This window comes from Microbacterium sp. DWRC1-3 (genome assembly GCF_049896645.1).
Classification (GTDB): Bacteria; Actinomycetota; Actinomycetes; order Actinomycetales; family Microbacteriaceae; genus Microbacterium; species Microbacterium maritypicum.
In genome coordinates, this window is sequence record NZ_JAFCUS010000001.1 from 793,289 (window position 1) to 819,145 (window position 25,857).

The 25,857-nt window shown below is 68.3% G+C and carries 26 protein-coding genes; 10 read left to right on the forward strand and 16 right to left on the reverse strand.

The window, feature by feature from the left end:
* Nucleotides 1–42 precede the first annotated feature (42 nt).
* The 3 genes from ACP699_RS03830 to dapA form a co-directional block, all read right to left on the reverse strand.
* A complete protein-coding gene (locus tag ACP699_RS03830) occupies nucleotides 43–537 on the reverse strand; it encodes a GNAT family N-acetyltransferase (RefSeq protein ID WP_288968084.1) in 495 nt (164 codons plus the stop codon).
* 73 nt (nucleotides 538–610) lie between these two features.
* Complete coding sequence (locus tag ACP699_RS03835; RefSeq protein WP_055868726.1) at nucleotides 611–2,287, reverse strand: ribonuclease J; 1,677 nt, start codon at nucleotides 2,285–2,287, stop codon at nucleotides 611–613.
* 53 nt (nucleotides 2,288–2,340) lie between these two features.
* Complete coding sequence (dapA, locus tag ACP699_RS03840) at nucleotides 2,341–3,318, reverse strand: 4-hydroxy-tetrahydrodipicolinate synthase (RefSeq protein ID WP_017830907.1); 978 nt, start codon at nucleotides 3,316–3,318, stop codon at nucleotides 2,341–2,343.
* Nucleotides 3,319–3,401: 83 nt separating this feature from the next.
* On the opposite strand from dapA, the gene ACP699_RS03845 reads away from it, so the two are divergent.
* Nucleotides 3,402–3,977, forward strand: coding sequence for an NUDIX domain-containing protein (locus tag ACP699_RS03845; RefSeq protein WP_127482471.1), 576 nt, complete (start codon nucleotides 3,402–3,404; stop codon nucleotides 3,975–3,977).
* Nucleotides 3,978–4,002: 25 nt separating this feature from the next.
* Here ACP699_RS03845 and ACP699_RS03850 read toward each other — a convergent pair whose 3' ends face one another.
* Genes ACP699_RS03850 through ACP699_RS03860 form a run of 3 tightly spaced genes read right to left on the reverse strand, consistent with a single transcriptional unit; the run spans nucleotide 4,003 to nucleotide 6,046 of the window.
* Nucleotides 4,003–4,764, reverse strand: a complete 762-nt coding sequence (locus ACP699_RS03850; protein ID WP_288968082.1) for an SDR family NAD(P)-dependent oxidoreductase — start codon at nucleotides 4,762–4,764, stop codon at nucleotides 4,003–4,005.
* Nucleotides 4,764–5,240, reverse strand: a complete 477-nt coding sequence (locus ACP699_RS03855) for a dihydrofolate reductase (RefSeq protein ID WP_017830910.1) — start codon at nucleotides 5,238–5,240, stop codon at nucleotides 4,764–4,766. The genes ACP699_RS03850 and ACP699_RS03855 overlap by 1 nt, the downstream gene beginning before the upstream one ends.
* On the reverse strand, nucleotides 5,237–6,046 hold the full coding sequence (locus ACP699_RS03860; protein ID WP_055873172.1) for a thymidylate synthase: 810 nt from the start codon (nucleotides 6,044–6,046) through the stop codon (nucleotides 5,237–5,239). The genes ACP699_RS03855 and ACP699_RS03860 overlap by 4 nt, the downstream gene beginning before the upstream one ends.
* A gap of 119 nt (nucleotides 6,047–6,165) precedes the next feature.
* Here ACP699_RS03860 and ACP699_RS03865 point away from each other — a divergent pair, with 119 nt between their 5' ends.
* The 3 genes from ACP699_RS03865 to ACP699_RS03875 all read left to right on the forward strand — a co-directional run bounded on the left by ACP699_RS03865 (nucleotide 6,166) and on the right by ACP699_RS03875 (nucleotide 7,672).
* Complete coding sequence (locus ACP699_RS03865) at nucleotides 6,166–6,576, forward strand: thioredoxin family protein (RefSeq protein WP_055868733.1); 411 nt, start codon at nucleotides 6,166–6,168, stop codon at nucleotides 6,574–6,576.
* Nucleotides 6,577–6,595: 19 nt separating this feature from the next.
* On the forward strand, nucleotides 6,596–7,165 hold the full coding sequence (locus ACP699_RS03870; RefSeq protein ID WP_055872740.1) for a DUF4395 family protein: 570 nt from the start codon (nucleotides 6,596–6,598) through the stop codon (nucleotides 7,163–7,165).
* An 81-nt stretch (nucleotides 7,166–7,246) separates the two neighbouring features.
* Complete coding sequence (locus ACP699_RS03875; RefSeq protein ID WP_017830914.1) at nucleotides 7,247–7,672, forward strand: OsmC family peroxiredoxin; 426 nt, start codon at nucleotides 7,247–7,249, stop codon at nucleotides 7,670–7,672.
* A 14-nt stretch (nucleotides 7,673–7,686) separates the two neighbouring features.
* On the opposite strand, the gene ACP699_RS03880 is transcribed toward ACP699_RS03875, so the two are convergent.
* From ACP699_RS03880 to ACP699_RS03900, 5 genes are all read right to left on the reverse strand, one after another.
* Entirely contained in the window at nucleotides 7,687–8,121 is a 435-nt protein-coding gene (locus ACP699_RS03880; RefSeq protein ID WP_017830915.1) for a hypothetical protein, read from the reverse strand.
* Nucleotides 8,121–8,861, reverse strand: coding sequence for a 4-hydroxy-tetrahydrodipicolinate reductase (gene dapB / locus ACP699_RS03885; RefSeq protein WP_055872742.1), 741 nt, complete (start codon nucleotides 8,859–8,861; stop codon nucleotides 8,121–8,123). The genes ACP699_RS03880 and dapB overlap by 1 nt, the downstream gene beginning before the upstream one ends.
* 83 nt (nucleotides 8,862–8,944) lie before the next feature.
* On the reverse strand, nucleotides 8,945–9,547 hold the full coding sequence (locus ACP699_RS03890) for a histidine phosphatase family protein (protein WP_055868738.1): 603 nt from the start codon (nucleotides 9,545–9,547) through the stop codon (nucleotides 8,945–8,947).
* Between the two features lie 69 nt (nucleotides 9,548–9,616).
* Nucleotides 9,617–10,645, reverse strand: coding sequence for an aldo/keto reductase (locus ACP699_RS03895; RefSeq protein ID WP_127482475.1), 1,029 nt, complete (start codon nucleotides 10,643–10,645; stop codon nucleotides 9,617–9,619).
* A gap of 220 nt (nucleotides 10,646–10,865) precedes the next feature.
* Nucleotides 10,866–13,142, reverse strand: a complete 2,277-nt coding sequence (locus ACP699_RS03900; protein ID WP_141386351.1) for a polyribonucleotide nucleotidyltransferase — start codon at nucleotides 13,140–13,142, stop codon at nucleotides 10,866–10,868.
* Between the two features lie 359 nt (nucleotides 13,143–13,501).
* Between ACP699_RS03900 and ACP699_RS03905 the strand changes: the two genes are divergently transcribed.
* Complete coding sequence (locus ACP699_RS03905) at nucleotides 13,502–14,812, forward strand: UDP-glucose dehydrogenase family protein (RefSeq protein ID WP_426169325.1); 1,311 nt, start codon at nucleotides 13,502–13,504, stop codon at nucleotides 14,810–14,812.
* A gap of 19 nt (nucleotides 14,813–14,831) precedes the next feature.
* On the opposite strand, the gene ACP699_RS03910 is transcribed toward ACP699_RS03905, so the two are convergent.
* Entirely contained in the window at nucleotides 14,832–16,772 is a 1,941-nt protein-coding gene (locus ACP699_RS03910) for a GDSL-type esterase/lipase family protein (RefSeq protein ID WP_426169328.1), read from the reverse strand.
* A 146-nt stretch (nucleotides 16,773–16,918) separates the two neighbouring features.
* Here ACP699_RS03910 and ACP699_RS03915 point away from each other — a divergent pair, with 146 nt between their 5' ends.
* Nucleotides 16,919–17,497 carry a DedA family protein gene (locus ACP699_RS03915; RefSeq protein WP_426169331.1) on the forward strand — a complete coding sequence of 193 codons (579 nt, stop codon included), beginning with the start codon at nucleotides 16,919–16,921 and terminating at the stop codon, nucleotides 17,495–17,497.
* 31 nt (nucleotides 17,498–17,528) lie between these two features.
* The gene (locus tag ACP699_RS03920; RefSeq protein WP_017830923.1) at nucleotides 17,529–17,705 is read left to right on the forward strand and encodes a DUF5302 domain-containing protein; all 177 of its coding nucleotides are present in this window, start codon (nucleotides 17,529–17,531) and stop codon (nucleotides 17,703–17,705) included.
* Between the two features lie 54 nt (nucleotides 17,706–17,759).
* On the opposite strand, the gene ACP699_RS03925 is transcribed toward ACP699_RS03920, so the two are convergent.
* Nucleotides 17,760–19,199, reverse strand: coding sequence for a cation:dicarboxylate symporter family transporter (locus ACP699_RS03925; RefSeq protein WP_055868747.1), 1,440 nt, complete (start codon nucleotides 19,197–19,199; stop codon nucleotides 17,760–17,762).
* 146 nt (nucleotides 19,200–19,345) lie between these two features.
* On the opposite strand from ACP699_RS03925, the gene ACP699_RS03930 reads away from it, so the two are divergent.
* Nucleotides 19,346–20,629 (forward strand): ATP-binding protein, encoded by a 1,284-nt coding sequence (locus ACP699_RS03930; RefSeq protein ID WP_426169336.1) that lies wholly within the window; start codon nucleotides 19,346–19,348, stop codon nucleotides 20,627–20,629.
* The gene (locus ACP699_RS03935) at nucleotides 20,626–21,315 is read left to right on the forward strand and encodes a response regulator (RefSeq protein ID WP_055868751.1); all 690 of its coding nucleotides are present in this window, start codon (nucleotides 20,626–20,628) and stop codon (nucleotides 21,313–21,315) included. Before ACP699_RS03930 ends, ACP699_RS03935 begins: the two co-directional genes overlap by 4 nt.
* A 3-nt stretch (nucleotides 21,316–21,318) precedes the next feature.
* On the opposite strand, the gene ACP699_RS03940 is transcribed toward ACP699_RS03935, so the two are convergent.
* From ACP699_RS03940 to ACP699_RS03950, 3 genes are read right to left on the reverse strand one after another with little or no spacing between them, the layout of a single operon-like run.
* A complete protein-coding gene (locus ACP699_RS03940; protein WP_426169340.1) occupies nucleotides 21,319–22,671 on the reverse strand; it encodes an FAD-binding oxidoreductase in 1,353 nt (450 codons plus the stop codon).
* Between the two features lie 51 nt (nucleotides 22,672–22,722).
* Nucleotides 22,723–23,307: a CE1759 family FMN reductase gene (locus ACP699_RS03945; protein ID WP_426169343.1), complete on the reverse strand. Its 585-nt coding sequence runs from the start codon at nucleotides 23,305–23,307 to the stop codon at nucleotides 22,723–22,725.
* A 60-nt stretch (nucleotides 23,308–23,367) separates the two neighbouring features.
* Nucleotides 23,368–24,594 carry an LLM class flavin-dependent oxidoreductase gene (locus ACP699_RS03950; protein ID WP_426169346.1) on the reverse strand — a complete coding sequence of 409 codons (1,227 nt, stop codon included), beginning with the start codon at nucleotides 24,592–24,594 and terminating at the stop codon, nucleotides 23,368–23,370.
* 110 nt (nucleotides 24,595–24,704) lie between these two features.
* On the opposite strand from ACP699_RS03950, the gene ACP699_RS03955 reads away from it, so the two are divergent.
* Nucleotides 24,705–25,835, forward strand: a complete 1,131-nt coding sequence (locus ACP699_RS03955; protein ID WP_055868758.1) for an acyltransferase family protein — start codon at nucleotides 24,705–24,707, stop codon at nucleotides 25,833–25,835.
* Nucleotides 25,836–25,857 lie beyond the last annotated feature (22 nt).

Genomic DNA, 25,857 nt, shown 5'->3' on the forward strand with positions numbered 1-25,857 from the left:
CCGCGTAATGACGCGGCTTTCCCCGGATCCGAGAGGGCGCAGCTACGCCGTGCCGCGCGCCATCGTGTCCCGGCTCTCGCCCTCCCTCACCACGGCGAAGCCCTCGGCGCGATACAGGTTGCGCGCGAAGTTGTCCCGTTCGACGCTCAGGCTGATGCGCGCATGTCCCTGAGAGCCGGCGAGGTGCACGATGCCGCGCAGCAGCGAGCGTCCGACGCCACGCGCACGCCAGAGGGGATGCACTCCGATGATCAGCTCCGGGACGGCGACGCCGATGAAGCCGAATCCCGGGGCGTCCTGCGGGAGCACCCGATACCACGCGGCCCCGACCGGGACGTCGTCCGAAGCGGTGGCCACCAGTCCGTCGTCGGCCATGCGCTTCCACCCCGCGAGGTAACGCCTGTGGTCGGCAGAGGTCAGCACCTCGTGCCGCGGACGCACTCCCCCGGCACGCCAATTGGCGGCCTCGACGAGCATGTCGCCGAGGAACATCGCATCCGTCTGCGCCGCCCTGCGAAGGGAGAAGTCCCTGTACATGACGCGAGCATAGGCCCGCTGTGTTACATCGACGTGACGGCCACCCGTGAGCGGGGAGCGGACTCCCCCAGCGTCACGCCTCGATGACGAGCGGAACGATCATCGGACGACGACGCAGCCGCTGGTTCACCCAGCGACCGATCGTGCGTCGAACGACCTGCGACAGCGCATGGGTGTCACGAACGCCGTTGCCCGATGCCTCCTTGAGCGCCGCGATGATCTTCGGCGTGACGTCGTCGAACACCGAATCATCCTCGGCGACGCCGCGCGCGTGGATCTCCGGTCCCGAGATGATACGGCCGGTGCCGGCATCCACCACCACGATCACCGAGATGAAGCCCTCCTCGCCGAGGATACGGCGATCCTTGAGGTCGGCATCGGTGATCTCGCCGACGGTGGAGCCGTCGACGTACACGAATCCGAGGTCGAGCTGACCGGTGACCTTCGCGACCCCGTCCTTGAGATCGATCACGGTGCCGTTGGAGGCGATGATCGTGTTCTCCTCGGGGACACCGGTGTCCTGCGCCAGCTTGGCGTTGGCGATCAGGTGCCGGTACTCGCCGTGGACCGGGAGGACGTTCTTCGGCTTCAGGATGTTGTAGCAGTAGATCAGCTCGCCCGCCGCGGCATGCCCGGAGACATGCACCTTCGCGTTGGCCTTGTGGACGACGTTGGCACCGAGCTTGGTGAGCCCGTCGATCACGCGATAGACCGCATTCTCGTTGCCCGGGATGAGGCTGGAGGCGAGAATGACCGTGTCGCCCTCACTGATCTCGATCGCGTGGTCCATGTTCGCCATACGGCTGAGCACCGCCATCGGCTCGCCCTGGGAGCCGGTGGACATGTAGACGATCTGCTCGTCGGGGAGGTCGCGGGCCTTCTTGAAGTCGATGAGGACTCCGTCCGGCACCTTCAGGTAGCCGAGCTGCTCCGCGATCGTCATGTTGCGCACCATGCTGCGGCCGAGGAATGCGACGCGGCGACCGTTGGCGTGCGCGGCGTCGATCACCTGCTGCACACGGTGGACGTGGCTGGAGAAGCTCGCGACGATGACACGACGAGGCGCCTTCGCGATCACCTGGTCGAGCACGGGACCGATGGAGCGCTCCGTCGGCGTGAAGCCGGGGACATCGGCGTTCGTCGAGTCGACGAGGAACAGATCCACACCCTCTTCACCGAGGCGGGCGAATGCGCGCAGGTCGGTGATGCGGCCGTCCAGCGGCAGCTGATCCATCTTGAAGTCACCGGTGGCGAGCACCATGCCTGCGGGCGTGCGGATGGCGACGGCCAGCGCATCCGGGATCGAGTGGTTGACCGCGACGAACTCCAGGTCGAACGGACCGACCCGCTCCTGCTGACCTTCCTTCACCGTGAGGGTGAAGGCCTTGATGCGATGCTCCTTGAGCTTCGCCTCGACCAGTGCCAGGGTGAGCCCGGATCCGATCAGCGGGATGTCGCTCTTCAGACGCAGCAGATACGGCACCGCGCCGATGTGGTCCTCGTGTCCGTGCGTCAGCACCACGCCGACGATGTCATCCAGGCGATCGCGGATCGGCTCGAAGTCCGGCAGGATCAGGTCGACACCGGGCTGGTGCTCCTCAGGGAAGAGCACGCCGCAGTCGACGATCAGGATCTTGCCGTCGTACTCGAACATGGTCATGTTGCGACCGATCTCGCCGAGGCCGCCGATCGGGACGACCCGCAGCGTCCCGTCTTCGAGAGCGGTCGGTTCTACCAGGGGAATGGACATGCTGTCTCCTCAGTCGGACACTCCGCGCGTCCGTTCGTTCGTGGCGACGCGACTCAGCGCGTCGTGCCGTGCACCTTGGGCAGGGCACCGCCCGCGGCCGCGTTGCGGTCGGGGCGGAAGTTCGAGAAGTCGGCACCGGGGACGTTCTGGACCAGGTCGAGTTCATCTTCGATGAGCGCGGCCTCCCATTCCTCGGGGCCGACCAGGGGAAGTCGGACGCGCGGGCTCGAGATGCGGCCGAGTCCGTGCAGGATGTACTTGGCCGCGACCGTTCCCGGAACGTGCGTCATCACCGCACGCACGAGCGGCTCGAGGCGCTTGTGCTCCGCGGTGGCGGTGGCGAGATCGCCCGCGTTCACCGCGTCGATGATCGTGCGGTACGGCGCAGCGGCGACGTTCGCCGTCACACCGATGAGGCCGGTGGCCCCGATCGCGAGGTGCGGGAGCACGTTCGCGTCGTCGCCCGAGAAGTACATCAGGTCGGTCTGGTTGAGCACGCGGCTCACCTCGGAGAAGTCGCCCTTGGCGTCTTTCACGGCGAGGATGTTCGGGTGCTTCGCGAGACGCAGGATGGTCTCGTACTTGATCGGCACACCCGTGCGGCCGGGGATGTCGTAAAGGATCACCGGGAGGTCGGTCGCGTCGGCGACCAGACGGAAGTGCGTGAGGATGCCGGCCTGAGTCGGCTTGTTGTAGTACGGCGTGACGATCATGATGCCGTCGGCGCCGGCCTTCTCGCTGGCCTTGTAGAGCTCGATCGCGTGGGCGGTCTCGTTGGAGCCACCGCCGGTGATGATCTTGGCGCGACCGGCGGAGACGGATCTGCCGACCTCGACGAGCTTGAGCTTCTCGGGGTCCGTCAGGGTCGAGGTCTCGCCGGTCGTCCCCGTCACGACGATGCCGTCCGCTCCCGCGGTGATCACGTCATCGATGTGCTTCTCGACGGCGGGCCAATCGACTTCACCGTCGGCCGTCATCGGAGTGACGAGCGCGACGAGAACCTGTCCGAAAGGGTTGCCCGAATGCGTCATAGACCCAAGCGTATAGGTTCGACTGCCGCTCATGCGGACGCGGTGACGCGGATGCGGTCGCAGGTGCGCCGTACGCTCGAAGGATGGCATGGGTCACACGCGACAGCGAGACGAAGTACGAGAACGCCTGGATCCGTGTGCGTGAGGATCGGGTGACAGGACCGGCCGGTGACGACGGCATCTACGGCGTCGTCACCATGCAGCATCCGGCGGTCTTCATCGTCGCCGTGGATGACGACGACCGCATCTGTCTCGTCACGATCGACCGCTACACCGTGGGCACCACCATCGAGGTGCCTGCGGGAGGCAGCGACGGTGAGGCTCCGCTCGTCGCGGCCCGGCGGGAACTTCGCGAGGAGACCGGCTTCGAGGCCGGTGACTGGGTGCCGCTGGGCACCATGCACGCGCTGAACGGTATCGCCGAGGCCGCCGAACACGTCTTCCTCGCACGCGACCTCCGACCTGCCGCAGAAGACGAAGAGGCATCCGGCGAGGGCGACGCGCGCACTGCTGAGACTCAGGCCGAAGAGGGCATCCAGGCCGTCTCATGGGTTCCGTTCGAGACCGTGCTGGGCATGATCGCGGACGGCACGATCACCGATGGGGAGTCGATCGCAGCGATCGCGAAGGCGGGGATCCGGCTCGGCCGTTTCCGCTGACCTCTGCGGATCGCACGCGCCAGGGTCAGACGCGGCCCCGACGCGCCACACCCGATGTCAGCGAGCTCGGCAGGACGCGCGTCAGCGCCACGAGCACCTTGTAGCGCAGCGACGGCACCGAGACGGACTTGCCGCGGGCCGCATCACGCAGACCGACGCGGACGACGTCGCGCGCATTCAGCCACATGATGGCGGGAACACCCTCCTCACCGACCGCGAGCCCCATGCGCTCGTGGAACGACGTATGAGTGAATCCCGGGCACAACGCCGTCACGGAGACGCCGTCACGGCCGTACTCGGCGTTCGCCCAGCGGCTGAACCCGATCAACCACGCCTTGCAGGCGGAGTACGTCGACCGCGAGATGAACCCCGCGACCGACGCCACGTTGATGATGCGCCCGCCGCGGCCGCGCATGGACTGCAGCGCCGCGTGCATGAGACGCATCGATGCTTCGACATGCACCCGCAGGTGACGCACCTCGTCGTCGATGTCGTTGTCGGCGAACTGCAGGGGAAGACCGAACCCGGCGTTGTTCACCAGGAGGTCGACCGGGTCAGCCGCGTCGCGCAGCCGCTCGGCGACCTTCTCCACACCGCTCTCATCCGCCAGGTCGGCGGCGATGATCTCGACCGCGACACCGTACTCGCTCCGCAGTTGCGCACCCAGCTCCGCGAGAGCCTCCTCCGACCTCGCCACCAAGACGAGATCGGCGCGACGCCGCGCGAGCTGACGAGCGAACTCTGCGCCCAGTCCGGCGCTGGCTCCGGTGATCAGTGCAGTGGGCATCAGCGCTCGTATCCGAGGAAGCGGTAGCGGACGCCGGTGCGTGAGGTGCGCCACTCCCCCTCGTCGACGAGCCGCCAGCCCGTCTTGGCCGGTGCGTAGGCGTCGCCGGCGACGTCGAGATCGAGTTCGGTGACCTCCAGCCGATCCGCGTCACCGATCACCTGGCGGAAGATCTCCGCACCGCCGATGATCCATGCCCTGTCGAGCCCGCGCACGGCTTCCGCGACCGTGGCCGCTCGGCGCGCACCGTCCTCGGACCAGTCCTGCTGCCGAGTCACCACGATGTTGTCGCGGCCGGCGAGCGGTCGGAAGCGCTCCGGAAGCGAATCCCAGGTCTTGCGGCCCATCACCACGGGCGCGCCGAGGGTGACGTCCTTGAAATGCGCCAGGTCTTCCGGCACGTGCCAGGGCATCCCGCCCTCGGCGCCGATCACGCCGCCGTGGGCCTCGGCCCAGATCAGCCCGACCCAGGTCATACCGCCACCGCCGCCCTGATCGGCGCGTGGTGCTGGTAGTTCTCCACCACGAAGTCCTCGTAGCGGTAGTCGAGGATCGATTCCGGCTTCCGCGCGAAGCGCAGCGTCGGATACTCGTAGGGGTCTCGGCTGAGCTGCTCACGCACCTGCTCGACGTGATTGTCGTAGACGTGGCAGTCGCCGCCCGTCCACACGAAGTCTCCGGGCTCCAAGCCGACCTGCTGGGCGATCATCATCGTGAGCAACGCATACGAGGCGATGTTGAAGGGCACGCCGAGGAACATGTCGGCGCTGCGCTGGTAGAGCTGGCAGGAGAGCTTGCCGTCGGCGACGTAGAACTGGAACAGGGCGTGGCAGGGGGCGAGAGCCATGTCGGGGATGTCAGCGGGGTTCCAGGCCGAGACGATGAGCCGCCGGGAGTCGGGCGAGCGGCGGATCTGCTCGATGACCTCGGAGAGCTGGTCGATGCTCCCACCGTCCGGGGTGGGCCACGACCGCCACTGCACCCCGTAGACCGGCCCCAGGTCGCCGGACTCGTCTGCCCACTCATCCCAGATCGTGACGCCGTTGTCGCGGAGCCACCCCACATTGGAATCGCCACGCAGGAACCAGAGGAGCTCGTACGCGATGGACTTGAAGTGCACACGCTTGGTGGTGATGAGCGGGAATCCCTTCGACAAGTCGAAGCGGATCTGTCGACCGAAGACGCTCGTCGTGCCCGTTCCGGTGCGATCGGACTTGTGCGTGCCGCTCTCCAGCACGTCGCGGAGCAGGTCTTCGTAAGGAGTCGGGACGGCTGCGCTCATGAAAGCCACGATACCGCCACCCTCACCTCCCACGGGCGGATGAGCTCCCGAGCGTGGGACGTTCGTCATGGTCGGAAACATCGGCCCTGGCCCTTCACCGCACGACATATTCTCGACCTATGTCGCCCGCAGCCGCCCTGGGGATCGCCGCCGCACTCCTCGTGCTCGCGACGATCGTCGGCATCGTGCTGCGCCGTCGCGATGGACGACGACGCGACGGCGGCGCCCTCCTCTTCGACCCCGCAGATGCCGCCGCCGAACTCGGTTCCCGCGCGACACTGGTGCAGTTCAGCACGGAGATGTGCGCACGGTGCCCCCAGGTGAGACGGTTGCTCGGCGCCTACGCAGCCGAGCACGACGATCTCCGTCATCTGGAGGTGGATCTGACGCACCGCCCGGATCTCTCGGCTCGCTACCGAGTCCTGCAGACGCCGACGACCTTCGTGGTCGACGATTCCGGCGCCGTCCGCGCACGATTCCACGGTGTCCCCGACCGCCACGCGCTCACCGACGCCCTCGCCGCCGTGTGAGCGGAAAGACTGGAGCCCCATGAGCATTCCCGCAGGCATCGACCCCCGAGGCCCACGATTCGCCGCTGCGATCACCGCGGTCCTGCTGCTGCTGGCGACGTTCCTGGCACTGATCGGGATCTCGACGGCCAGGGGCGGCACCGGTTGGTTCGCCTACCAGCCGCTCGCCGATGCCACCTTCACGCCGTCCGGATGGGCGATCGCCTCGGTATCCCTCGCCCAGCGTGCCTTCGACCCCGGTTTCCTCCTGGCACTCGTCATCGCGCTGCTGTTCCTGTGGGGGCTCGTGTCGCCGCGGACGGCGCCCTGGGGTGCGCTCTTCCGCTCAGTGGTGCGACCACGCCTGACGCCGCCCACCGAACTCGAGGATCCGCGTCCGCCGCGGTTCTCGCAGGGTGTCGGACTCGTCGTCGTGGGAATCGGCCTCGTCCTGCACCTCCTCGGCGTCGCGTGGGCTCTCCCGATCGCGACGGCGGCCGCGTTCCTGGCCGCCTTCCTCAACGCCGCGTTCGCGTTCTGCCTGGGCTGCCAGCTCTACCTCCTGCTGCAGCGCGCCGGCCTCATCGGACGTGAAGCGCCCGCCTCCTGACGACTGTTCCCCGGCAGAGGGACGATCGCTAGGCTGACCACGAGTCGATGCTGCGCCCGCAGTGCGAGAACCGGAGGAATCATGCCCGTCACCAGCGAAGCCGCCAGCACCTGGACCGGATCGCTCATGGAGGGATCCGGCACGGTCGCGTTCTCGTCGTCGAGCCTGGGCACCTTCCCGATCAACTGGAAGGCCCGCAGCGAAGGCAGCGACACCACGACGACGCCGGAGGAGCTCATCGCCGCCGCGCACGCGTCGTGCTTCAGCATGGCGCTCTCGCACGCCCTCGCCGAGAACGGAACCCCGCCGGAGCGCGTTAACACGACGGCATCGGTCACCTTCAAGCCCGGCGTCGGCATCACCGGCAGCCACCTCAATGTCAACGCGACGGTCCCGAACCTCACGCCCGAGGCGTTCCAGGAGATCGCGAACGGCGCCAAGACCGGATGCCCGGTGTCTCAGGCGCTCGCCGGGATCGACATCACCCTCGAGGCCACGCTCGCCTGAGCATGCCGTCGGGGTCAGCGTCGCGCGAGGCGGATCGCCTCGCGGATGCTGGCCCTGGCATCCTTGCGGCGGCCGGCCGCATCCTGGACGACGCCGAGCCGGTAGCGCGCACGCCAGTCGTCGCCTGCGGCATCCGCCTCCGCGGTGTACCGCGCGATGAGCGGATCCGCGTCGGCGCGAGCGATCCTCCCGCTGGGGGTCAACTCGGTCTCGACCGGTGGCATCCCGCCTTCCGCGTCGAGAAGGCGCCCCAGCCGGTCGGCACCGAAGCCGAACATCATCTCGCGGACGAGTGCCCAGGCTCCGATCGGTGCCAGCACGAGAAGAGTGATGCCCATGCCGATCGAGACCGGGGTGCCGACCGAGATGAACATCACGGCGAGCCAGATCGCGACGGCGAGGTAGACCAGCAGCGCCGCCGCCATGAGCGCGACGCCGATACGCGACATCACGACCGGATGCCGATGTCGATCATGTGCTCGAGACCGACGAACACACCGGTGGCCTTCACCGCGAACGGCACGGCGAGCCGGATGCCGGGGGCGTAGGCGAGCGCCGAGTCGATCGTGTCGTGCGTGAACGTGAGCGATTCACCGGGGCCGGAGAGGATGACCTCCTGCTTGGCGACGACACCGGGACGCCGCAGCGAATGGATCGGCACGCTGCCGACCTGCTGTCCACGTGCGCGCTGATCGGCGTGCGGTGCACTGACCGGGCCTTGATCCGCGCGAGCGGCGGCGATCAGCTCGGCGGTGCGCACGGCTGTCCCGCTCGGTGAGTCGATCTTGGTCTCACGGTGTGCCTCGATGATCTCCGCGGATCCGAAGAAAGGCGCTGCGGCAGCAGCCAGTGCGGATCCGAGGACCGAGCCCAGCGAGAAGTTGGGGATGAAGACCGCGCCGGTGCCGGCGGCTTCGACGAGGGGACGCACGAGGGCGATGCGCTCGGAGGACCAGCCCGAGGTGGCGACCAGCACGTTGATGCCGTGCTCGACCGCGGCCCGCACGACCTCGACGCTCACCTGGGGCGTCGACGCGTCGACCACCAGGTCGGCGCCGTCGAGTTCGGAGAGATCACTCGAGGAGGTGAGCACGCGGCTCACCTCGAAGCCTTCGAGCTCGTCGATCACCGCACGGATGATCGAGCCGAGTTTCCCGGTTCCGCCGACGAGTGCTACCTGCGTGGTCATGCGCTCAGTCTATTTCGCGGGCGACCGAGTCAGGCCCGGGGCGCGCGGGTCCGTCACGCAGTCGTCCGCCGCGAGCGGTCGGCTCAGACCAGGAGTGCGTCGGGGATGCCCGTGCGCAGTTCGACCGGAAGATGCCCGGTGTCGTTGTGGGTGAGCAGCGTCCACGGGCGCCCCTGCTTCTGGGCGATGACGGTCAGGCCGCAGTGCGACTGGTTCAGCGTCATCCATCGCCATTCGGGGGCAGCCAGCACCTCGCGGACGAACCAGGAGATGACGAAGTTGTGCGTGATGAGCACCTCGTGCACGTCGCCGGTCTTGCGCACGAGGAACTCGTTCACGGCGTCGGACATCTGCGCCCGGCCCGCCTCGATCTCCGCCTCGGTGATGGAGCCGAAGAACGGCTCGAACACGGACGGGGTCTCATCGGTCATACCGGTGGGCACGCAGTCGAACAGCAGTGCGGTCGGCTCCGGGTCGACCGACGGCAGACGAGCCGCGATCGCCCGCGCCGTCTCGTTGGCGCGCAGCAGAGGCGAGTGCCAGACCGCATCGAGAGGAAGCCCCGACAGCCGGTCGGCGATCAACTCCGCCTGACGCTGTCCCCGAGGGGAGAGGGGTCCGTCGGCGAGACCATGCTCTGCGTCCTGATGTTCACCGTGTCTGACCAGATATATGTAGTGCGTCACAACTCGCTCGCTTCATCGCCAGCATCCGCCGGGCCTCCCTTCCACCCTATGTCACGGGTGGGACGATGCTCAGTTCCCTGCCCGGGTGAGCTCGGCGACCTGGCTGCGTGAGAGCGACACGCCGGCTCCCTGCATGAGCTCGTCGACGTGATCGCTCGCGAAGGCGTTCACGATGGGGGCGGCGATCGTGCGCTGAGCGAGCAGCCACGCGATGGAGACCGCCGCGACGGGAGCGCTCACCTCTTCGGCGACCTGATCGAGCGCCCGCAGGATCTTGATCCCGCGACGGTTGAGATGCCCGCGCAGCTGTTCGCCCCGCACACCGCGTGAGGTCAGCGCCTTGCTGCGGTGTCGCCCGGAGAGGAAACCGTGCTCGAGCGCATGGGAGGGCGTCACGGCGAGGTTCTGCGCACCGGCGACGAGTCGAAGATCGCCTTCGAACGGCTGGCGACGGACGAGGTTGTACGGCGCGTCGATCACCTGGATGCGCGGATAGCCGGCCGAAGCGAGGATACGGGCTTCCACCAGACGCTCCGGCGCGAAGCCGAAGGCACCCAGGGCACCGATCTTCCCGGCCTCGGTCATCCATTCGACGGTCGCCAGCGTGTCCTCGAGGTTGGTGGTCGCATCGAGAGTGGCGTCGAGATAGAGGACGTCGATGCGATCGACACCCAGCCTCGTCAGAGAGCCCTCGACCGCGCGCACGAGGTTGACCGAGCCGAGACCCGGGTTGTCGGCATGCGCGCCGACCCGAACGCTGACGACGCTGCGATCACGTTGCCCCCGCGAACGCAGCCACTGCCCGATGATGTGCTCGCTGCGCCCGCCGGAGAAGCCGTCGGCGGTGTGGATCGCGTTGCCGCCGAACTCCACGTAGCGGTCGAGAATGCCGTGGCTGGTCTCGAGATCGACGTTCCAGCCGAATTCCGCAGCACCCAGCATGAGCGGGAACGTCTCGAAGCCGGTTTCGCCGAGGGCGACACGGATGGTCTCCCCTATGCCGGGACCGACGATCGGGATGGGTGCAGAGGGATGCTCGGCGACACCCTGTCGGGCGCGTTCATCCGACGCTCCTGCGCCTACGCTGAACAACCGCATACTCTCTCACCCCCGCATCGATCGGTGCGTGCCGACCTGCGTACCTGCTGGATCTGCACCCCCCGGTGCGTACTTCGAGAGTAGGCGAATTCGCCGAACGTCCCGACCAATCCAGGGAACGGCGCGGAAACGTCCGATAACGATTTGATCACACCACGGCGCGACAGAACCCGGGCCCCTCCTGTGCGGAGGAACCCGGGTTCCGGTTCAGAGCGTGCGCTTACTCGGCGGCAGCGTCCTCTGCGGGCGCTGCGTCAGCGGCCGGAGCGTCGTCGAGGACGGGCTCGAGCGAGAGCTTGCCACGGTCGTCGATCTTCGTGATCTTCACGAGGATCTTCTGGCCGACCGAGAGCACGTCATCGACGTTCTCGACCCGCTTGCCACCGGCGAGCTTGCGCACCTCGGTGACGTGGAGCAGGCCGTCCTTGCCCGGGAGCAGCGAGACGAACGCACCGAAGGTGGCGATCTTCACGACGGTTCCGAGGAACTGCTCGCCGATCTCCGGATTGGTCGGGTTGGCGATCGCGTTGACCTGGGCACGAGCGGCCTCGGCCGACGGACCATCGGTCGCGCCGATGTAGACGGTGCCGTCCTCCTCGATGGAGATCTGCGCACCGGTCTCGTCCTGGATCGCGTTGATCGTCTTGCCCTTCGGGCCGATCAGCTCGCCGATCTTGTCGACGGGGATCTGCACGCTGATGACGCGGGGCGCGGTGGGCGCCATCTCGTCAGGAGCGTCGATCGCGGCGTTCAGGACGTTGAGGATCGTCAGACGAGCGTCACGGGCCTGGGTCAGCGCGCCGGTGAGCACCGACGTCGGGATGCCGTCGAGCTTCGTGTCCAGCTGGATGGCCGTGACGAACTCGCTGGTACCCGCGACCTTGAAGTCCATGTCGCCGAGAGCATCCTCAGCACCCAGGATGTCGGTCAGCGCGGCGTAACGGGTCTCACCGTTGACCTCGTCGGAGACGAGACCCATGGCGATACCGGCGACGGCCGCACGCAGCGGCACACCCGCGTTGAGCAGCGACAGCGTCGATGCACAGACGGAACCCATCGAGGTGGAACCGTTGGAGCTCAGCGCCTCGGACACCTGACGGATCGCGTACGGGAACTCCTCGCGGCTGGGCAGAACCGGCACGAGCGCGCGCTCGGCGAGGAAGCCGTGCCCGATCTCGCGACGCTTCGGCGAACCCACGCGGCCGGTCTCACCGGTCGAGTAGGGCGGGAAGTTGTAGTGGTGCATGTAGCGCTTGCTCGTGACGGGCGACAGCGAGTCGATCTGCTGCTCCATCTTGAGCATGTTCAGCGTGGTGACACCCAGGATCTGGGTCTCGCCGCGCTGGAAGATCGCGGAGCCGTGCACGCGCGGGATGACCTGCACCTCGGCGTCGAGCGGACGGATGTCCGCGAGTCCGCGACCGTCGATGCGAGCGCCCTCGGTGAGGATGCGTCCGCGGACGATCTTCTTCGTGACGGACTTGTACGCGGCGGAGAACTCGAGCGGAGCCGCAGCCGGGAGCGAACCCGCCTCTGTGGCCTCGATGAGCTCTGCCTTGACACGGTCCTTGATCGCATCGTCAGCGGTCTGACGCTCGACCTTGTCGGCGATCTGGTAGACGTCGCTGAGCTCGGCGAACGCGCGCTCGGAGACGAAGCTGTAGACCTCGTCGCTGTATGCGGGGAAGACCGGGTACACGCCCGGCTCCTTCGACGCGGTGGCGGCGAGCTCGGCCTGAGCCTTGACGAGCTGCGCGATGAAGGGCTTCGATGCCTCGAGACCCTGGGCCACGACAGCCTCATCGGGCTTGGTGGCGCCGGCCTTGATCAGGTTCCAGCTGCCCTCGGTGGCCTCAGCCTCGACCATCATGATGGCGACGTCTTCCGAGCCATCGGACTTGGTGACGACGCGACCGGCGACGATCAGGTCGAACACAGCCTCACTGACCTGCTCCGCGTTCGGGAACGCGACCCACTGGTCGGCGTGCTCGCCCTGGCCGGGGATGAACGCGAGGCGCACACCGGCGACCGGGCCGGAGAACGGCAGACCCGAGATCTGGGTCGACGCGGAAGCCGCGTTGATCGCGAGCGCGTCGTAGAACTCGCCCGGTGCGATCGACATGACGGTGATGACGACCTGGACCTCGTTGCGCAGTCCGTCGACGAACGACGGGCGCAGCGGGCGGTCGATCAGACGGCAGACCAGGATCGCCTCGGTGGAGGGACGACCCTCGCGGCGGAAGAACGAGCCCGGGATCTTGCCGGCAGCGTAGGAACGCTCCTCGACGTCGACCGTCAGCGGGAAGAAGTCGAAGCCTTCGCGCGGGTGCTTCCCTGCGCTGGTGGCCGAGAGGAGCATGGTCTCGCCGTCGAGGTACGCGGCGACTGCGCCCTGAGCCTGCTGCGCGAGGCGGCCGGTCTCGAAGCGGATGGTGCGGGTGCCGAAGCGGCCGTTGTCGAGAACGGCCTCGGTGGCGGTGATTTCAGGACCTTCCAAGAGGTCTCTCCTTCTTTGTTTAGACTCGCGAATCCATGTGACGCGCGAGCGTGTTCAAAGGAGCGGAACGGAAGGGTTCGGGCGCGCGGGCACTCCCGCGAATCTCGCCTGCGCTGGCCACCAGTAGAAAGCCACCCGACACGCGCCGAGGAACCCACCACAGGGGACCAGCTTCTCCGCCGATCGCTCCATGAGTCGATGTGAAATTGTGCAGTTGACACACGTCAACCTCATCCACCCTACCAGCGCGGACCTCGAATCCTGCGCGTCGTCACGCATCGCGGATACGACATCGGCCGGTCACAGCCCGTTCACCGCGCGGATGCTCCAGCGTGGGGAGCATCCGCTGTGGTGGAGCCATGCGCTTGTCAGTGATCGGCTGCGGGTACCTCGGTGCCGTGCACGCCGCCGCCATGGCCTCGATCGGACACGACGTCATCGGCATCGACGTCGATGAGCAGAAGGTGAGCGCTCTGGCCGCCGGATCGGCGCCGTTCTTCGAGCCGCGGCTCTCGGAGCTCCTCGCCGACGGCCTGAGCTCGGGACGACTGCGCTTCAGCAGCCGGATGGCGGACGCCTCGGGTGCGCAGGTGCACTTCCTCGCCGTCGGGACCCCTCAGATTCCTGGAGGTCACGCCGCGGACCTCCACTACGTCCACGCGGCGCTCGACCGCCTGCTCCCCCACCTGCGTGCGGGAGACGTGGTGGCGGGCAAGTCGACCGTGCCGGTGGGAACCGCCGCAGGACTGGCGGAGCGCGTCGTCGCCGCCGGAGCCGCACTCGTGTGGAACCCCGAGTTCCTCCGCGAGGGATGGGCGGTGAACGACACCCTGACACCGGATCGCCTCGTGGTCGGCGCCGAGGCGGATGCCGCCGGAGAGCGCGCCGTCGGTGTGCTCCGAGAGGTGTACACCTCGAGCATCGACGCCGGGACGCCCTTCCTGGTCACGGACCTCGCGACGGCCGAACTCGTGAAGGGCGCGGCCAATGCCTTCCTCGCCACCAAGATCTCGTTCATCAACGCGATGGCGGAGATCGCGGAAGCGTCGGGCGCCGACGTCGCTCTGCTCGCCGACGCGCTCGGCCACGACACCCGGATCGGGCGACGATACCTGGGCGCGGGCATCGGCTTCGGCGGGGGCTGCCTCCCGAAGGACATCCGAGCGTTCACCGCCCGGGCGGAGGAACTCGGTCGAGGGGAAGCGGTCGGCTTCCTGCGCGAAGTCGACGCGATCAACCTCCGGCGTCGCGACCGAGCGGTGCAGATCGTGGTCGACGCCCTGGGCGGACTGGTGTTCGGCCGCAGGATCGCCGTGCTCGGCGCCGCCTTCAAACCCTTCAGCGACGACATCCGCGACTCCCCTGCCCTCGACGTCGCCGTCCGCCTGCGGGGGCTGGGTGCGGACGTCGTCGTGACCGATCCGGCCGCACTCGACAACGCGGCGGCTCTTCACCCTCAGCTCGGCTACGCCCGCGACCGTGACGACGCCCTGAGGGAAGCCGATGCCGTCGTCGTCGTCACCGAGTGGGACGAGTACCGCCGCGACCTCTCCCCCGAACATGCCGGCGCTCTCGTGCGCGGACGGATCATCGTCGACGGTCGCAACTGTCTCGACTCCGCGGCCTGGCGCGCCGCCGGTTGGCAGTACCACGGCATGGGGCGACGCTGACCGCCCGCCCTGGCCGAGGTCACCCCACGAACGCGGAACGCGCCGCGGACGACCGACCGAGGTAGACGTAGTCGTCGTGCTTCGCGACCCTCCCGTCACCGGCTGCCCGACCGTGCAGACGACGCCAGACCCAGGGCAGCGCGTGCCGACGCCACCACACCCCCGCGCCGATGGGCTCGTGCTCGTGCATCGCGGCATCGAGCGCTCCGAGCGCGTCGGCATCGGGCACCCCGAGCATCTCACCGGCCCGGTAGGCGAGGAAGCGGTGGCCTCGGCTGCTCAGGTGCACGAGGTCTTCCCCCCAGTTCGGACGCTCGGCCAGCGAGGGGTGCAGATCCGTATCGATCAGGATCGCCCCGGTGCGGGTCGCGATCCCCGTCAGCGCGGTGGCGAAGGCGGAGAACCGCCGGGTGTAGAGGGCTGCAGCGCGTCGGCCGGGCAGGAACGGGGTGACCAGGAGCACGTCGGCGCCGATCCCCCGCAGCTGCCGCACCGCCCCTTCGACCTCGGCGGCGAGCGCGGCGACATCGACACGGCGCTTCACGAGGTCGTTGGCTCCGATCAGGATCGACACGAGGTCGGGCCGCAGCTCGAGCGCCCTCGCCAGTTGGGGGCCGGACAGGTCCTGCACGCGCTTCGAGCGGATGGCCAGGTTCGCGTAGTGCAGGCCTCCCCTGGCAGCGAGCAGCAGCGCGAGGCGGTCGGCCCACCCTCGCAGGGCTCCGTCCGGGGCCGGGTCGCAGAGTCCTTCGGTGAGGGAGTCCCCGAGCGCGACGTAGCGCTGCCATCGGCGGGCGGCGACCGGTGCGGGCGACTCGGGGCGCACGATGCGGCGAGCGCGAGCCCCGGTGTCCGCCGCGTGCAGCCGTCGTGCCTCCGCGAAGTGGTCGAGGAGCTGATCGCAGACGCTCTCCCAGCTGCGTTCCTGCACGGCGTCGCGGCCCGCCTCACCGAAGGCGCGTCGCTTGCGCGTATCTCCGGCCAGGTCGGCCACGCGCATCCGCAGGTCGTCGAGGTCTCCCGGCCGATACAGCCATCCGTCGATCCCCATGCGCACGAGGTCGAGCGGGCCGCCGCGACCCGTGGCGACGACGGGGACGCCGCTCGCGTGCGCTTCCTGCAGGGTCTGCCCGAAGGTCTCACTCTCTCCCGGGTGCACGAACAGGTCGAACGACGCCATCGCCGCCGGCAGCGCTCCGCCTTCGAGGTGGCCGAGGAACAGGGCATCGGGGAGCCGGCTCTCCAGCCGCGCTCTGCTGGGTCCGTCCCCGACGATCACCAGACGCGTCCCCGGGATGCCACGGAGCGCGGCGAGGTCTTCGACCTGCTTCTCGGGAGCGAGGCGTCCGACGTAGCCGATCACGACTTCGGCGCCCCAGCCCGCGCGGAGAGCGCTCTCTCGCCGGGAGGGGTGGAAACGCTCGGCATCGACTCCTCTCCCCCAGCGTCGGACGCGATCGATGCCGAGCGCGGCGAGTTGCTGGGCCGCATCCGCCGATGGCGCCAGAGTCATCGTCGCGCGCCGGTGGAGACGGGTGATGTGAGTGTGGGCGATACCTGTGGTGGCGGCGATCCCGTAGCGCTCGGTGTACGCCGCGACGTCGGTCTGATACGCGGCGACGGCGGGGAGGTCCAGGCGTTCGGCCGCGAGCACCCCTCGCCAGCCCAGAGCGAACGGAGAGGCGAGGTGCACCACATCGGGCTGGAAGCGCGCGAGCGAGGCGGCGACGCGGCGGGCGCTCGACGTGCCGACCCTGACGTGACGGTACCCCGGGAGCGGGAGGCTGGGAATCGCTTCGATCCTGGTCCCGCTGATCTCAATCGGTGCGCCGACGGCGGCGGGCGCGATCACGTGCGCCTCGTGTCCTCGCCGTTCGAGGTGGCGAAGGATCTGCAGCACCGAACCGGTGACGCCGTTCATGTGCGGAAGAAAGGACTCCGTGACGATCGCTACTCTCACAGCCCCAGGATGACGGGCCTCGGGGGCCGTGTTCGCCGCAGACGCCCCTGCGCACCAGATGTTCACCGGATGCTGGAGAGCGGGTCACCGGCTATCCGGTCTTTGGTTCCCGTTCACCCGTTGCAGGCACAGTGGGCGACGTGCCGATGGATCTGCTGACCGCATCGCTCTCGAGCCCGTGGAGTCTGGTGCTGATGAGCCTGCTGGTGGTCGGGGATGCCTTCTTCGTCGTGGTGCCGGGCGAGGTCGCGGTGACCGCACTCGGTGCCATCGCGGTGACGACCGGTTCACCACCACTTTGGGCCGTGGTGTTGTGTGCCGCGGTCGCCGCGACCGTCGGAGACGCGTGCTGCTACCTGATCGGGCGGTCGGTGGGTACGCAGCGATGGCGGTGGATGCGGGTCCCCCGCGTGCAACAGGCTCTGGCGTGGGCCCGACGCCGATTGGACGGCGGGATGGCGACGGTGCTGTTCACCGCCCGGTTCGTACCCTTCGCGCGGCTGGCGATCAACCTGGTCGCGGGGGCCTCGCGCATCCCTCCTCCCCGCTACCTCGCCCTCGTCGCCCTCGCTGCGACCGGGTGGGCGCTGTACCAGGCCGCCGTGGGGGCGGCCGTCGCGGCGATCCTCCCCGGTGGACCGCTCGTCGCGGTGCCCGTGTCGATCGTGCTCGCGATCGGGCTCGGGGCGCTGATCGACGTGTGTCTGCGACGCCGGCGAGGGTGACCCGCCAGAGCGCGTGCTCTAGGCTCGGGGCATGAGCACCGAAGAAGGCGCCTCCTCCTCCGAGGAGATGAAGCGCAAGTTCAAGGAAGCGCTCGAGAAGAAGAACGCGCACCACCGGCAGGGCGAGGCACACCTCGACGGCGACTCCGCCGTGCACAGTGCGAACGCCCCGCAGACCCGGCGCGAGTTCCGACGCAAGAGCGGTTGACCGCGCGGATGCGGGAGCCGGCTCAGCCGGTCTCCCGCATCCCTCACCCTCTCCTCAGGCGCGTTCTGCGCGAGCTCTGGCCCGTTCCTCCTTCGCCGCCATCTCTGCGACGGCCGCCTCACGGAGCTCCTGCACGTCAGCGGCCTGCGGGGCATCCACCTGCCCGTGGGCGTCCACGCCGTCGAGCAGCGACTCGTCGAAGGGGACTTCGCCGCTGAGCACCCGACGCACGCGGTCGCGGTCGATCTGCTTCGTCCAGGTGCCGATGAGGAGCGTCGCCACCGCGTTGCCCGTGAAGTTCGTGAGCGCGCGCCCTTCCGACATGAACCGGTCGATGCCCACGATCACGCCGACGCCGTCCACCAGATCGGGACGATAGGCCTGGAGACCACCGGCGAGGGTGGCAAGACCGGCACCGGTAACCCCCGCTGCGCCCTTGCTCGCGATGATCATGAACACCAGCAGACCGATCTGCTCACCGATCGTCATCGGCTGCCCCATGCCCGTGGCGATGAACAGCGAGGCCATCGTGAGGTAGATCGCCGTACCGTCGAGGTTGAACGAGTACCCGGTCGGGACGGTGATGCCCACCACGGGCTTGGAGACGCCGACGAACTCCATCTTCGCGATCAGTCGAGGAAGCGCCGATTCCGACGAGGAGGTGCCGACGATGAGCAGGTACTCCCTGGCCAGGTACTTCATGAGGGCGAAGATGTTCACGCGGGTCACCGTCCACAGCAGCACCCCGAGGATCACGACGATGAACAGGATGCAGGTGATGTAGAACGCGATCATCAGCGTGCCCAGGCTCCAGATCGCCGCGACGCCGGTCTTGCCCACGACGGCCGCGATCGCACCGAACGCTCCGAGCGGCGCGAGCCACAGGATCATCCCGAGGATGCGGAAGACCAGCTTCTGGAGCTGCTTGACGGCCTCCATGATCGGGGCGCCGCGATCCCCGAGCCCCTGGAGGGCGAAGCCGACGAGCAGCGCGATGAACAGCACCTGCAGCACGCTCTCCCCGGTGAAGGCCGAGAAGAACGTGGTCGGGATGATGCCGAGGATGAACTCCTGCGTCGTCTTGGCCTCCGCTTCGACCGCGTCGTAGGTGGAGGAGGCCATGTCCAGTCCCGCGCCGGGGTGGATGATGTTGCCGACGACGAGTCCGATCGCGAGCGCGAAGGTGGACATGATCATGAAGTACAGCAGCGCCAGTCCCCCGATCTTGCCGACGGTGGCCGCCTTTGCGATGGAACCCACCCCGACCACGATCGTGCAGAAGATGATCGGCGCGATCATCATCTTGATCAGCGCGACGAAACCCTTGCCCAGCGGTTCGAACGCCTGTCCGACCTCCGGCCAGACGAGGCCGACGACGGCGCCGAGCACGACCGCGAGGAGCACGGACACATACAGCCACGTGTGCCGATCCCACGATTGCTTCCCTCGGCGCCAATTGAACTTCGGCAGTGAGAATCCTGTTGTGAGCGCCATCGCGTCCTCCTCGATCTTCGACGTCTTCGTCCGGGTGGGCGGCTGCTTCGCCGCCGATCAGTGATCACGGTGTCCGACTTCACGCATCGGGGCGAGTTGTGGTCGTATTGGTCACGGCACCTGAGCATCGACGATCGGAGGAAGCGATGGCGCACACCTCCCGCAGCCGCAGCACCGCCTCACGCGTCTTCGTGGTGCTGCTTGTCGCGGCGGTCGTGATCGGCGCCCTCGTGGCGGTCTTCCTCGTCATCGAAGCGCAACGATCGATCCGCGCCGAGGCCGAACGGGTGACGGCGGCCACCTCGGCCTCCTTCGCCGCCTCGCCTCTGGTGATCGACAGTCTGCGCTCGAACGATCAGGGCGCGGCGACCCAGGTGCTCGAGCCGTACTCCCTCGACGTGATCGCCGGCGCGGGGCTCGACTTCATCACGGTCATGACCCCGGACGGCACGCGGATCACCCACCCCGACGCCGACCAGATCGGCGGGATCTACCTGGGCACGATCCCCGCGTCACCGCAGACTCTGACCGAGGAGTTCACCGGAACCCTCGGACCCTCCGTGCGCACGATCACTCCCGTCACCGCAGCGGATGGAGAACTGATCGGCTGGGTCGCCGCCGGTGTGACGACAGAATCCATCACCGATACCCTGATCCGCCGCCTGCCGCTCACGCTCGGTATCACGGTGGGCCTCGTCGCGCTCGGCGCCGGCGGCGCGGTGATCGCCCGTCGGGTGACCCGTCGCATCGCCGGCGACCTGCCGCCCGGGCAGGTGCGCGACGCGGTGTCCTCGTACGAGTCGATCCGCACCCTCGGAGAGGCCCTGCGCGCACAGACCCACGAGCACGGGAACCGGATGCACGCGGCGGTGGCGCTGCTCGAGCTCGGACGCCGTGACGAGGCGATCGAGATCCTCACGGAGACGTCTCGACAGAGCCAGTCGCTCGTCGATCAGGTGACCGCGCGACGTCACGGTGATCCCGCTGTCGGCGCGCTCCTGCTGGGCAAGGCCTCCCAGGCCAAGGAGCGCGGCATCGACTGGCGGGTGCACATCGAGCCGGACGCACCCCGCACGCCGCTGTCGCCCGTCGATGCCGTCTCGGTGCTCGGCAACCTCGTCGACAACGCCATGGATGCCGCCGTCGAGTCGGACGACCGCTGGGTGCAGGTCTCTCTCCGCTCGCACGAGGGTGCGGGGATCGTGCTGGAGGTTTCGGACAGCGGTCCCGGAATCCCGCCGGCCGTGCGTGAGCGGATCTTCGACCAGGGCTACTCCACGAAGCCCGCCGATGCGCAGGGACGCGGCATCGGCCTGGCGCTCGTGCGTTCCGTGGTGATAGGAGCGGGCGGCTCGGTGACGGTGAGCGACGACCCGACGACATTCCGGGTCATCCTTCCGGCCGCGTCACCGCGGAGGTCGCAGCAATGATCCGCACCCTCATCGTCGACGACGATTCTCTGACCCTCGAACTGCATCGCGACTATGTGGCACGTCTGGAAGGGTTCGAGGTCGCCGGCGAATGCACGGGTGCCCGTGCCGCCGTGACGGCCGTGCTCGAGCGCCCTGGCACGTTCGACCTCGTTCTGCTCGACATCACGATGCCCGACGGCTCCGGCATCGATGTGCTCCGCGCGCTGCGCGGCCGCTCCGCCGCCGTGGACGTGATCGCCATCACCGGCGTGCGCGACGCGGAGGCCGTGCGGCAGATGGCGGCGCTCGGTGTCTTCCAGTACCTCGTCAAACCGTTCCCCTTCGCGGTGTTCCGCGAGCGGATGGAGCAGTACCGCACGCATCGGGAGCAGGCCCGGGCCACAGACGGCGAAGCCACGCAGGCGGAGATCGACGCGTTGCTCGGCCGCTCCACCGGAACGATCGTGCTTCCCAAGGGGCTCTCGGCGGCCTCGTTGGACAGGGTCACCGCAGAACTGCGCACCGACGGTCCCCTGTCGGCGAGCGAGGCCGCCGAGCGTCTGGGCATGTCCAGGGTGGCGGTGCGCCGCTACCTGGAGCATCTGGTCGCGGAAGGCGTGCTCACCCGGTCCGCCCGGTACGGCACGCGCGGACGGCCGGAGACCGAGTACCACTGGAAGCGGAGCCGCGGACCCGCGACCTGATCCTCAGCGGGGCAGGCGCCCGTCGTGCAGGACGGCGTCAGGATCGAAGCGCATCCGCAGATCGCGAAGCCGGGCGATCTCGTCGGCCGACCCGCAGTTCTGGAGCGTCTGCTCCGGATCGAGGAAGGTCGCCACGGTCTGCGGGGCCTCGTTCGGTGCCAGCAGCTCCCGGAACGCGACCAGACTCGCCTCTCCCGGTTCAGTGGGCACTCCCGGGATGATCGGCACGAGAGCGTGCAGCAGCCACCCCACGGACTCCAGAGAGGCGAGGCCCTGGCGTCGCGGTGCGTCGAGCGCGCCGCCGAGCATGCGGATGCCGATGCCCATGATCGGCCACTGCTCCGGGAGCTCGCGGAATTCGAGCAGCGCGTCGATGGTCGCATCGTCGAGGACGCTCAACGCCATCGATGCGCCGCCCCCGGGCGTCGGGTCCGTGGGTTCGCCGGAGGCGGCAGCGAGAGCCGCCGGCGAGGTCGGACCGGTGACGTCGCTGCGCACCTCGCCGGCCCGGCGCACCGTGTCGATCAGCTCCTCCTGCGGCCCGTCCGTCGACAGGGCCTGCACGGTGAGGAAGCTGCGCCCCCTGATCTGCTCGGGGAGCTGGGGGGCATCGGGCATGCGCATCGAGTCCAGGAAGACGTTCAGCGTGGGCGGAGCGGAGGCGGCGAGGTCGCGGACGGCACGGACGACCGCCGGGGCATCCGCGAGGTCGAAGGTGAGATTCGCACCCCAGACGGCGGGCGCGCTGATGAGGTCGATCTCGAGTGCGGTCACCACGCCCACGAGGCCGCCGGCTCCTCGCAGTGCCCACATGAGGTCGGGGTCGACATCGTCATCGACGCGTTCGTGCGTGCCGTCTGTGCGCAGCACCCAGGCCGCACGGAGGTTGTCCGAGCCGAGACCCGCCGTGCGACTGAACCACGAGTGTCCGCCGCCCAGGGTGTACCCGGCGACGCTGACGACGGGGCTGGTGCCGGCCGGTGCGACCCATCCGGTGCCTTCCAGGGCCTCGACGACCGATCCCCAGCGCACGCCGGCACCGATCTTCGCGATGCCGCTCTCGACGTCGATCTCCAGAGCGTCGAACGCACCCATGCGCACCAGCACGGCGCCGCGCAGAGAGTCGAGGGCTCCGTGCCCGCCGGGCTGGATCGCGATCCGCACGCCCGACTCCCGGGCGGCGATCAGCAGTGCGCGGAGGTCTTCGACGTCGGCGGGCGTCGCGACCGCCTCCGGACGCTGCTCGACAGCGAGGTTCCACGGCCGTCGAGCCTCTTCGTAACCGGCGTCATCGGGAAGGAGGAGGGTGCCGGAGAATCGTTCCTGGAGCGCGATGATCGCGGGGGGCGTGGGCATGACGCCACCGTACGACATCCCTCGGACATCGTCGATGGCGTCATGCGCGACTCACTCGCCTGCGAGACCGCCCAGCAGATGACCGAAAGAGCGTCCCTCGCCCAGGTAGGTCGCGGGATCGTACGGATCGACGACAGCCGAAGCCTCACGACGCACGATCGCCTCTGCGAGCTCTCTGGCACCCTTCTCGACGCGCTTGGCCAGCGGGGCGACGTCGTCACCGGCGCCACCCCAGTCGCTCGACGCCGCGAACACGCCGGTCGACACGGCCTCCGCGTGAAGATAGGCGAAGAGCGGCCGGATCGCGTAGTCGATCGCCAGCGAGTGCCGCGCGGTGCCGGCGTTCGCACCGATCAGCACGGGTGTGCCGGTGAGAGCATCGGGGTCGAGCACATCGATGAACGACTTGAACAGACCCGAGTAGCTCGTCGAGAAGATCGGCGTCACCGCGATCAGAGCGTCGGCGGAGACCACCGTGTTGATCGCCGTCTCCAGCGCCGGGGGCGCGAACCCCGTGAGCATGTTGTTCGTGATGTCGTGCGCGTAGTCGCGCAGCTCGATCACGTCAACGCTCGCGTCGACGTCGTGCCCGGCGAGCGCGTTCACGGTCTCCGCCGCGAGTCGATCAGCGAGCATCCGCGTGGAGGACGGATTCGACAGGCCGGCCGAGATGACCGCGATGGACGCGTGGTCATCTCACGCCTCCTTCCGGGCGAGCCCGAACGCCGCACCGGCGGGGGCCGGGCTGTCCTGGTAGGGCGAGTCGCCGGTCAGATTGTCGCCGCGGTTCGCACCGGGACGCGCCTGTCGGGTCGGGCCGTCGCCGAACTCGGCCGTCACCCGCGCCGCGTGGGTCGGCGCGTCGGGCACGGATGCCGGGCGGTCCTTCGCCAGCTCCTTGCGGAGCACCGGAACGACCTCCGAACCGAGGATGTCGAGCTGCTCGAGCACCGTCTTCAGCGGCAGACCGGCGTGGTCGATGAGGAACAGCTGACGCTGGTAGTCGCCGTAATACTCGCGCATGGCGGCGTAGCGGTCGATGACCTGCTGCGGTGATCCCACCGTCAGGGGCGTCATCTCGGTGAAGTCCTCCATGCTCGGACCGTGACCGTAGACAGGTGCGTTGTCGAAGTACGGCCGGAACTGGTTCACGGCGTCCTGCGACTTCGCTGCCATGAACACCTGGCCGCCGAGCCCGACGATCGCCTGCTCGGGCGTGCCGTGTCCGTAGTGCGCGTAGCGCTGACGGTACAGCTCGATCAGACGCTGGTAGTGCTCCTTCGGCCAGAAGATGTTGTTCGCGAAGAAGCCGTCGCCGTAGTAGGCCGCCTGCTCGGCGATCTCGGGCGTGCGGATCGAGCCGTGCCACACGAACGGTGCGATGCCGTCGAGCGGGCGCGGGGTCGAGGTGAAGCCCTGCAGCGGCGTGCGGAACTTGCCCTCCCAGTCGACGACGTCCTCACGCCACAGCTTGTGCAGCAACGCGTAGTTCTCGATGGCGAGCGGCAGTCCCTGGCGGATGTCCTGGCCGAACCACGGATACACCGGGCCGGTGTTGCCACGACCGAGCATGAGGTCCATGCGACCGTCGGACACGTGCTGGAGCATCGCGTACTCCTCGGCGATGCGCACCGGGTCGTTCGTGGTGATGAGCGTCGTGGAGGTGGACACGATCAGACGCTCGGTCTGCGCGGCCAGGGCCGCGAGGAAGGTCGTGGGGCTGGAGGACCAGAAAGGCGGGTTGTGGTGCTCGCCGATCGCGAAGACGTCGAGCCCGACCTCTTCCGCGTGCACCGCGATCGCCGTCGTGGCCTTGATGCGCTCCTGCTCGCTCGGGGTGATCCCCGTGGTGGGATCGCGGGTGATGTCGCTGACCGACATGATGCCGAACTGCATCGCCTGCGCGCCTGACTGCTCGCTCATGATTGCTCCGTGTCTCCGAACCGGACGACTCGCATCCGCTTCTATTCATTTGAATGTATCTGTGTCAACGCGCTCACAGCAACTTTATTCCCGGCCTGTACCCTCGAACGATGAGCAGTGCCGGCGCCGACATCGCAGGTCCCCCCACAGGATCGGTTCCCCGCAAGCGCAGGCGCGTGCCGTTCTGGGACAACGCCCGCTACGTCTGCATCGTCCTCGTCGTCCTCGGTCATGCCATCCAGCGCCTCATCTACGACTCCGACATCGCCTTCGCCTTCTACCTGGCGCTGTACGCGTTCCACATGCCGGCGTTCGCGATCATCTCGGGCTACTTCTCGAAGTCCGGCTCCCCCACCAAGACGCAGATGGCCAGGGTGATCACCGACATCATCCTCCCCTACGTCATCTTCGAGACGCTCTGGACGCTCACGAAGTGGCTCGTGGAAGGCCAGGCGGACCCGAACCTCACCCGGCCGAGCTGGACGCTCTGGTTCCTGCTCGCCCTCGGCATCTTCCGACTCGTGCTCCCCTACCTCGCCCTGCTGCGCTGGCCCCTGCTGTGGACCATCGTGATCTCGGTCGGCGTCGGCTACCTGCCCAACATCGACAGCACCTTCTCGCTCTCGCGCACCCTGGGTCTGCTGCCGTTCTTCACACTCGGCTGGTGGCTTCGCGAGCACGACATCGTCGACAGGTTCAGACTCCTCGACTTCCGTCCGTGGTGGCTGCGCGCCGGTGCCGTCGCGATCTTCGCGGCGATCGGCTGGGCCGCCTGGAACTGGCTTCCCGTGTGGCAGGCCATCGACCTGCGCCACTGGCTCTTCTACGAGGACTCCTATGCGGACCTCGGTGGTGAGCAGTGGTGGGCCGGCGGTGTCCGTATCCTCCTGATGCTGCTCGCCGTCATCCTCAGCGCCGCCTTCTTCTGCCTGGTCCCCCGAGGCGCGCACTGGTGGACGACGTTCGGTCAGTACACGATGTACGTGTTCCTGCTGCACTCGTTCGTGCTCTACCCGTTCCGGGAGAGCGGGATCCTGCGCGACCTGGAGCCCACCTGGATCTGGCTCCCGCTCGTGACCATCCTGTCGGTCGTGATCGCGCTCGCGTTGGCGACGAGACCGGTGAGACGGGTGTTCCGCCCGCTGGTCGAACCGCGGCCGGGCTGGCTGTTCGCCGATCCGGAGCTCGCCTCCAAGGAGGGCCGCAGGAATGACCCGACCGGATCGCGGCGACCGCGCTAGAGGCGGGCGATAACCTCGAGAG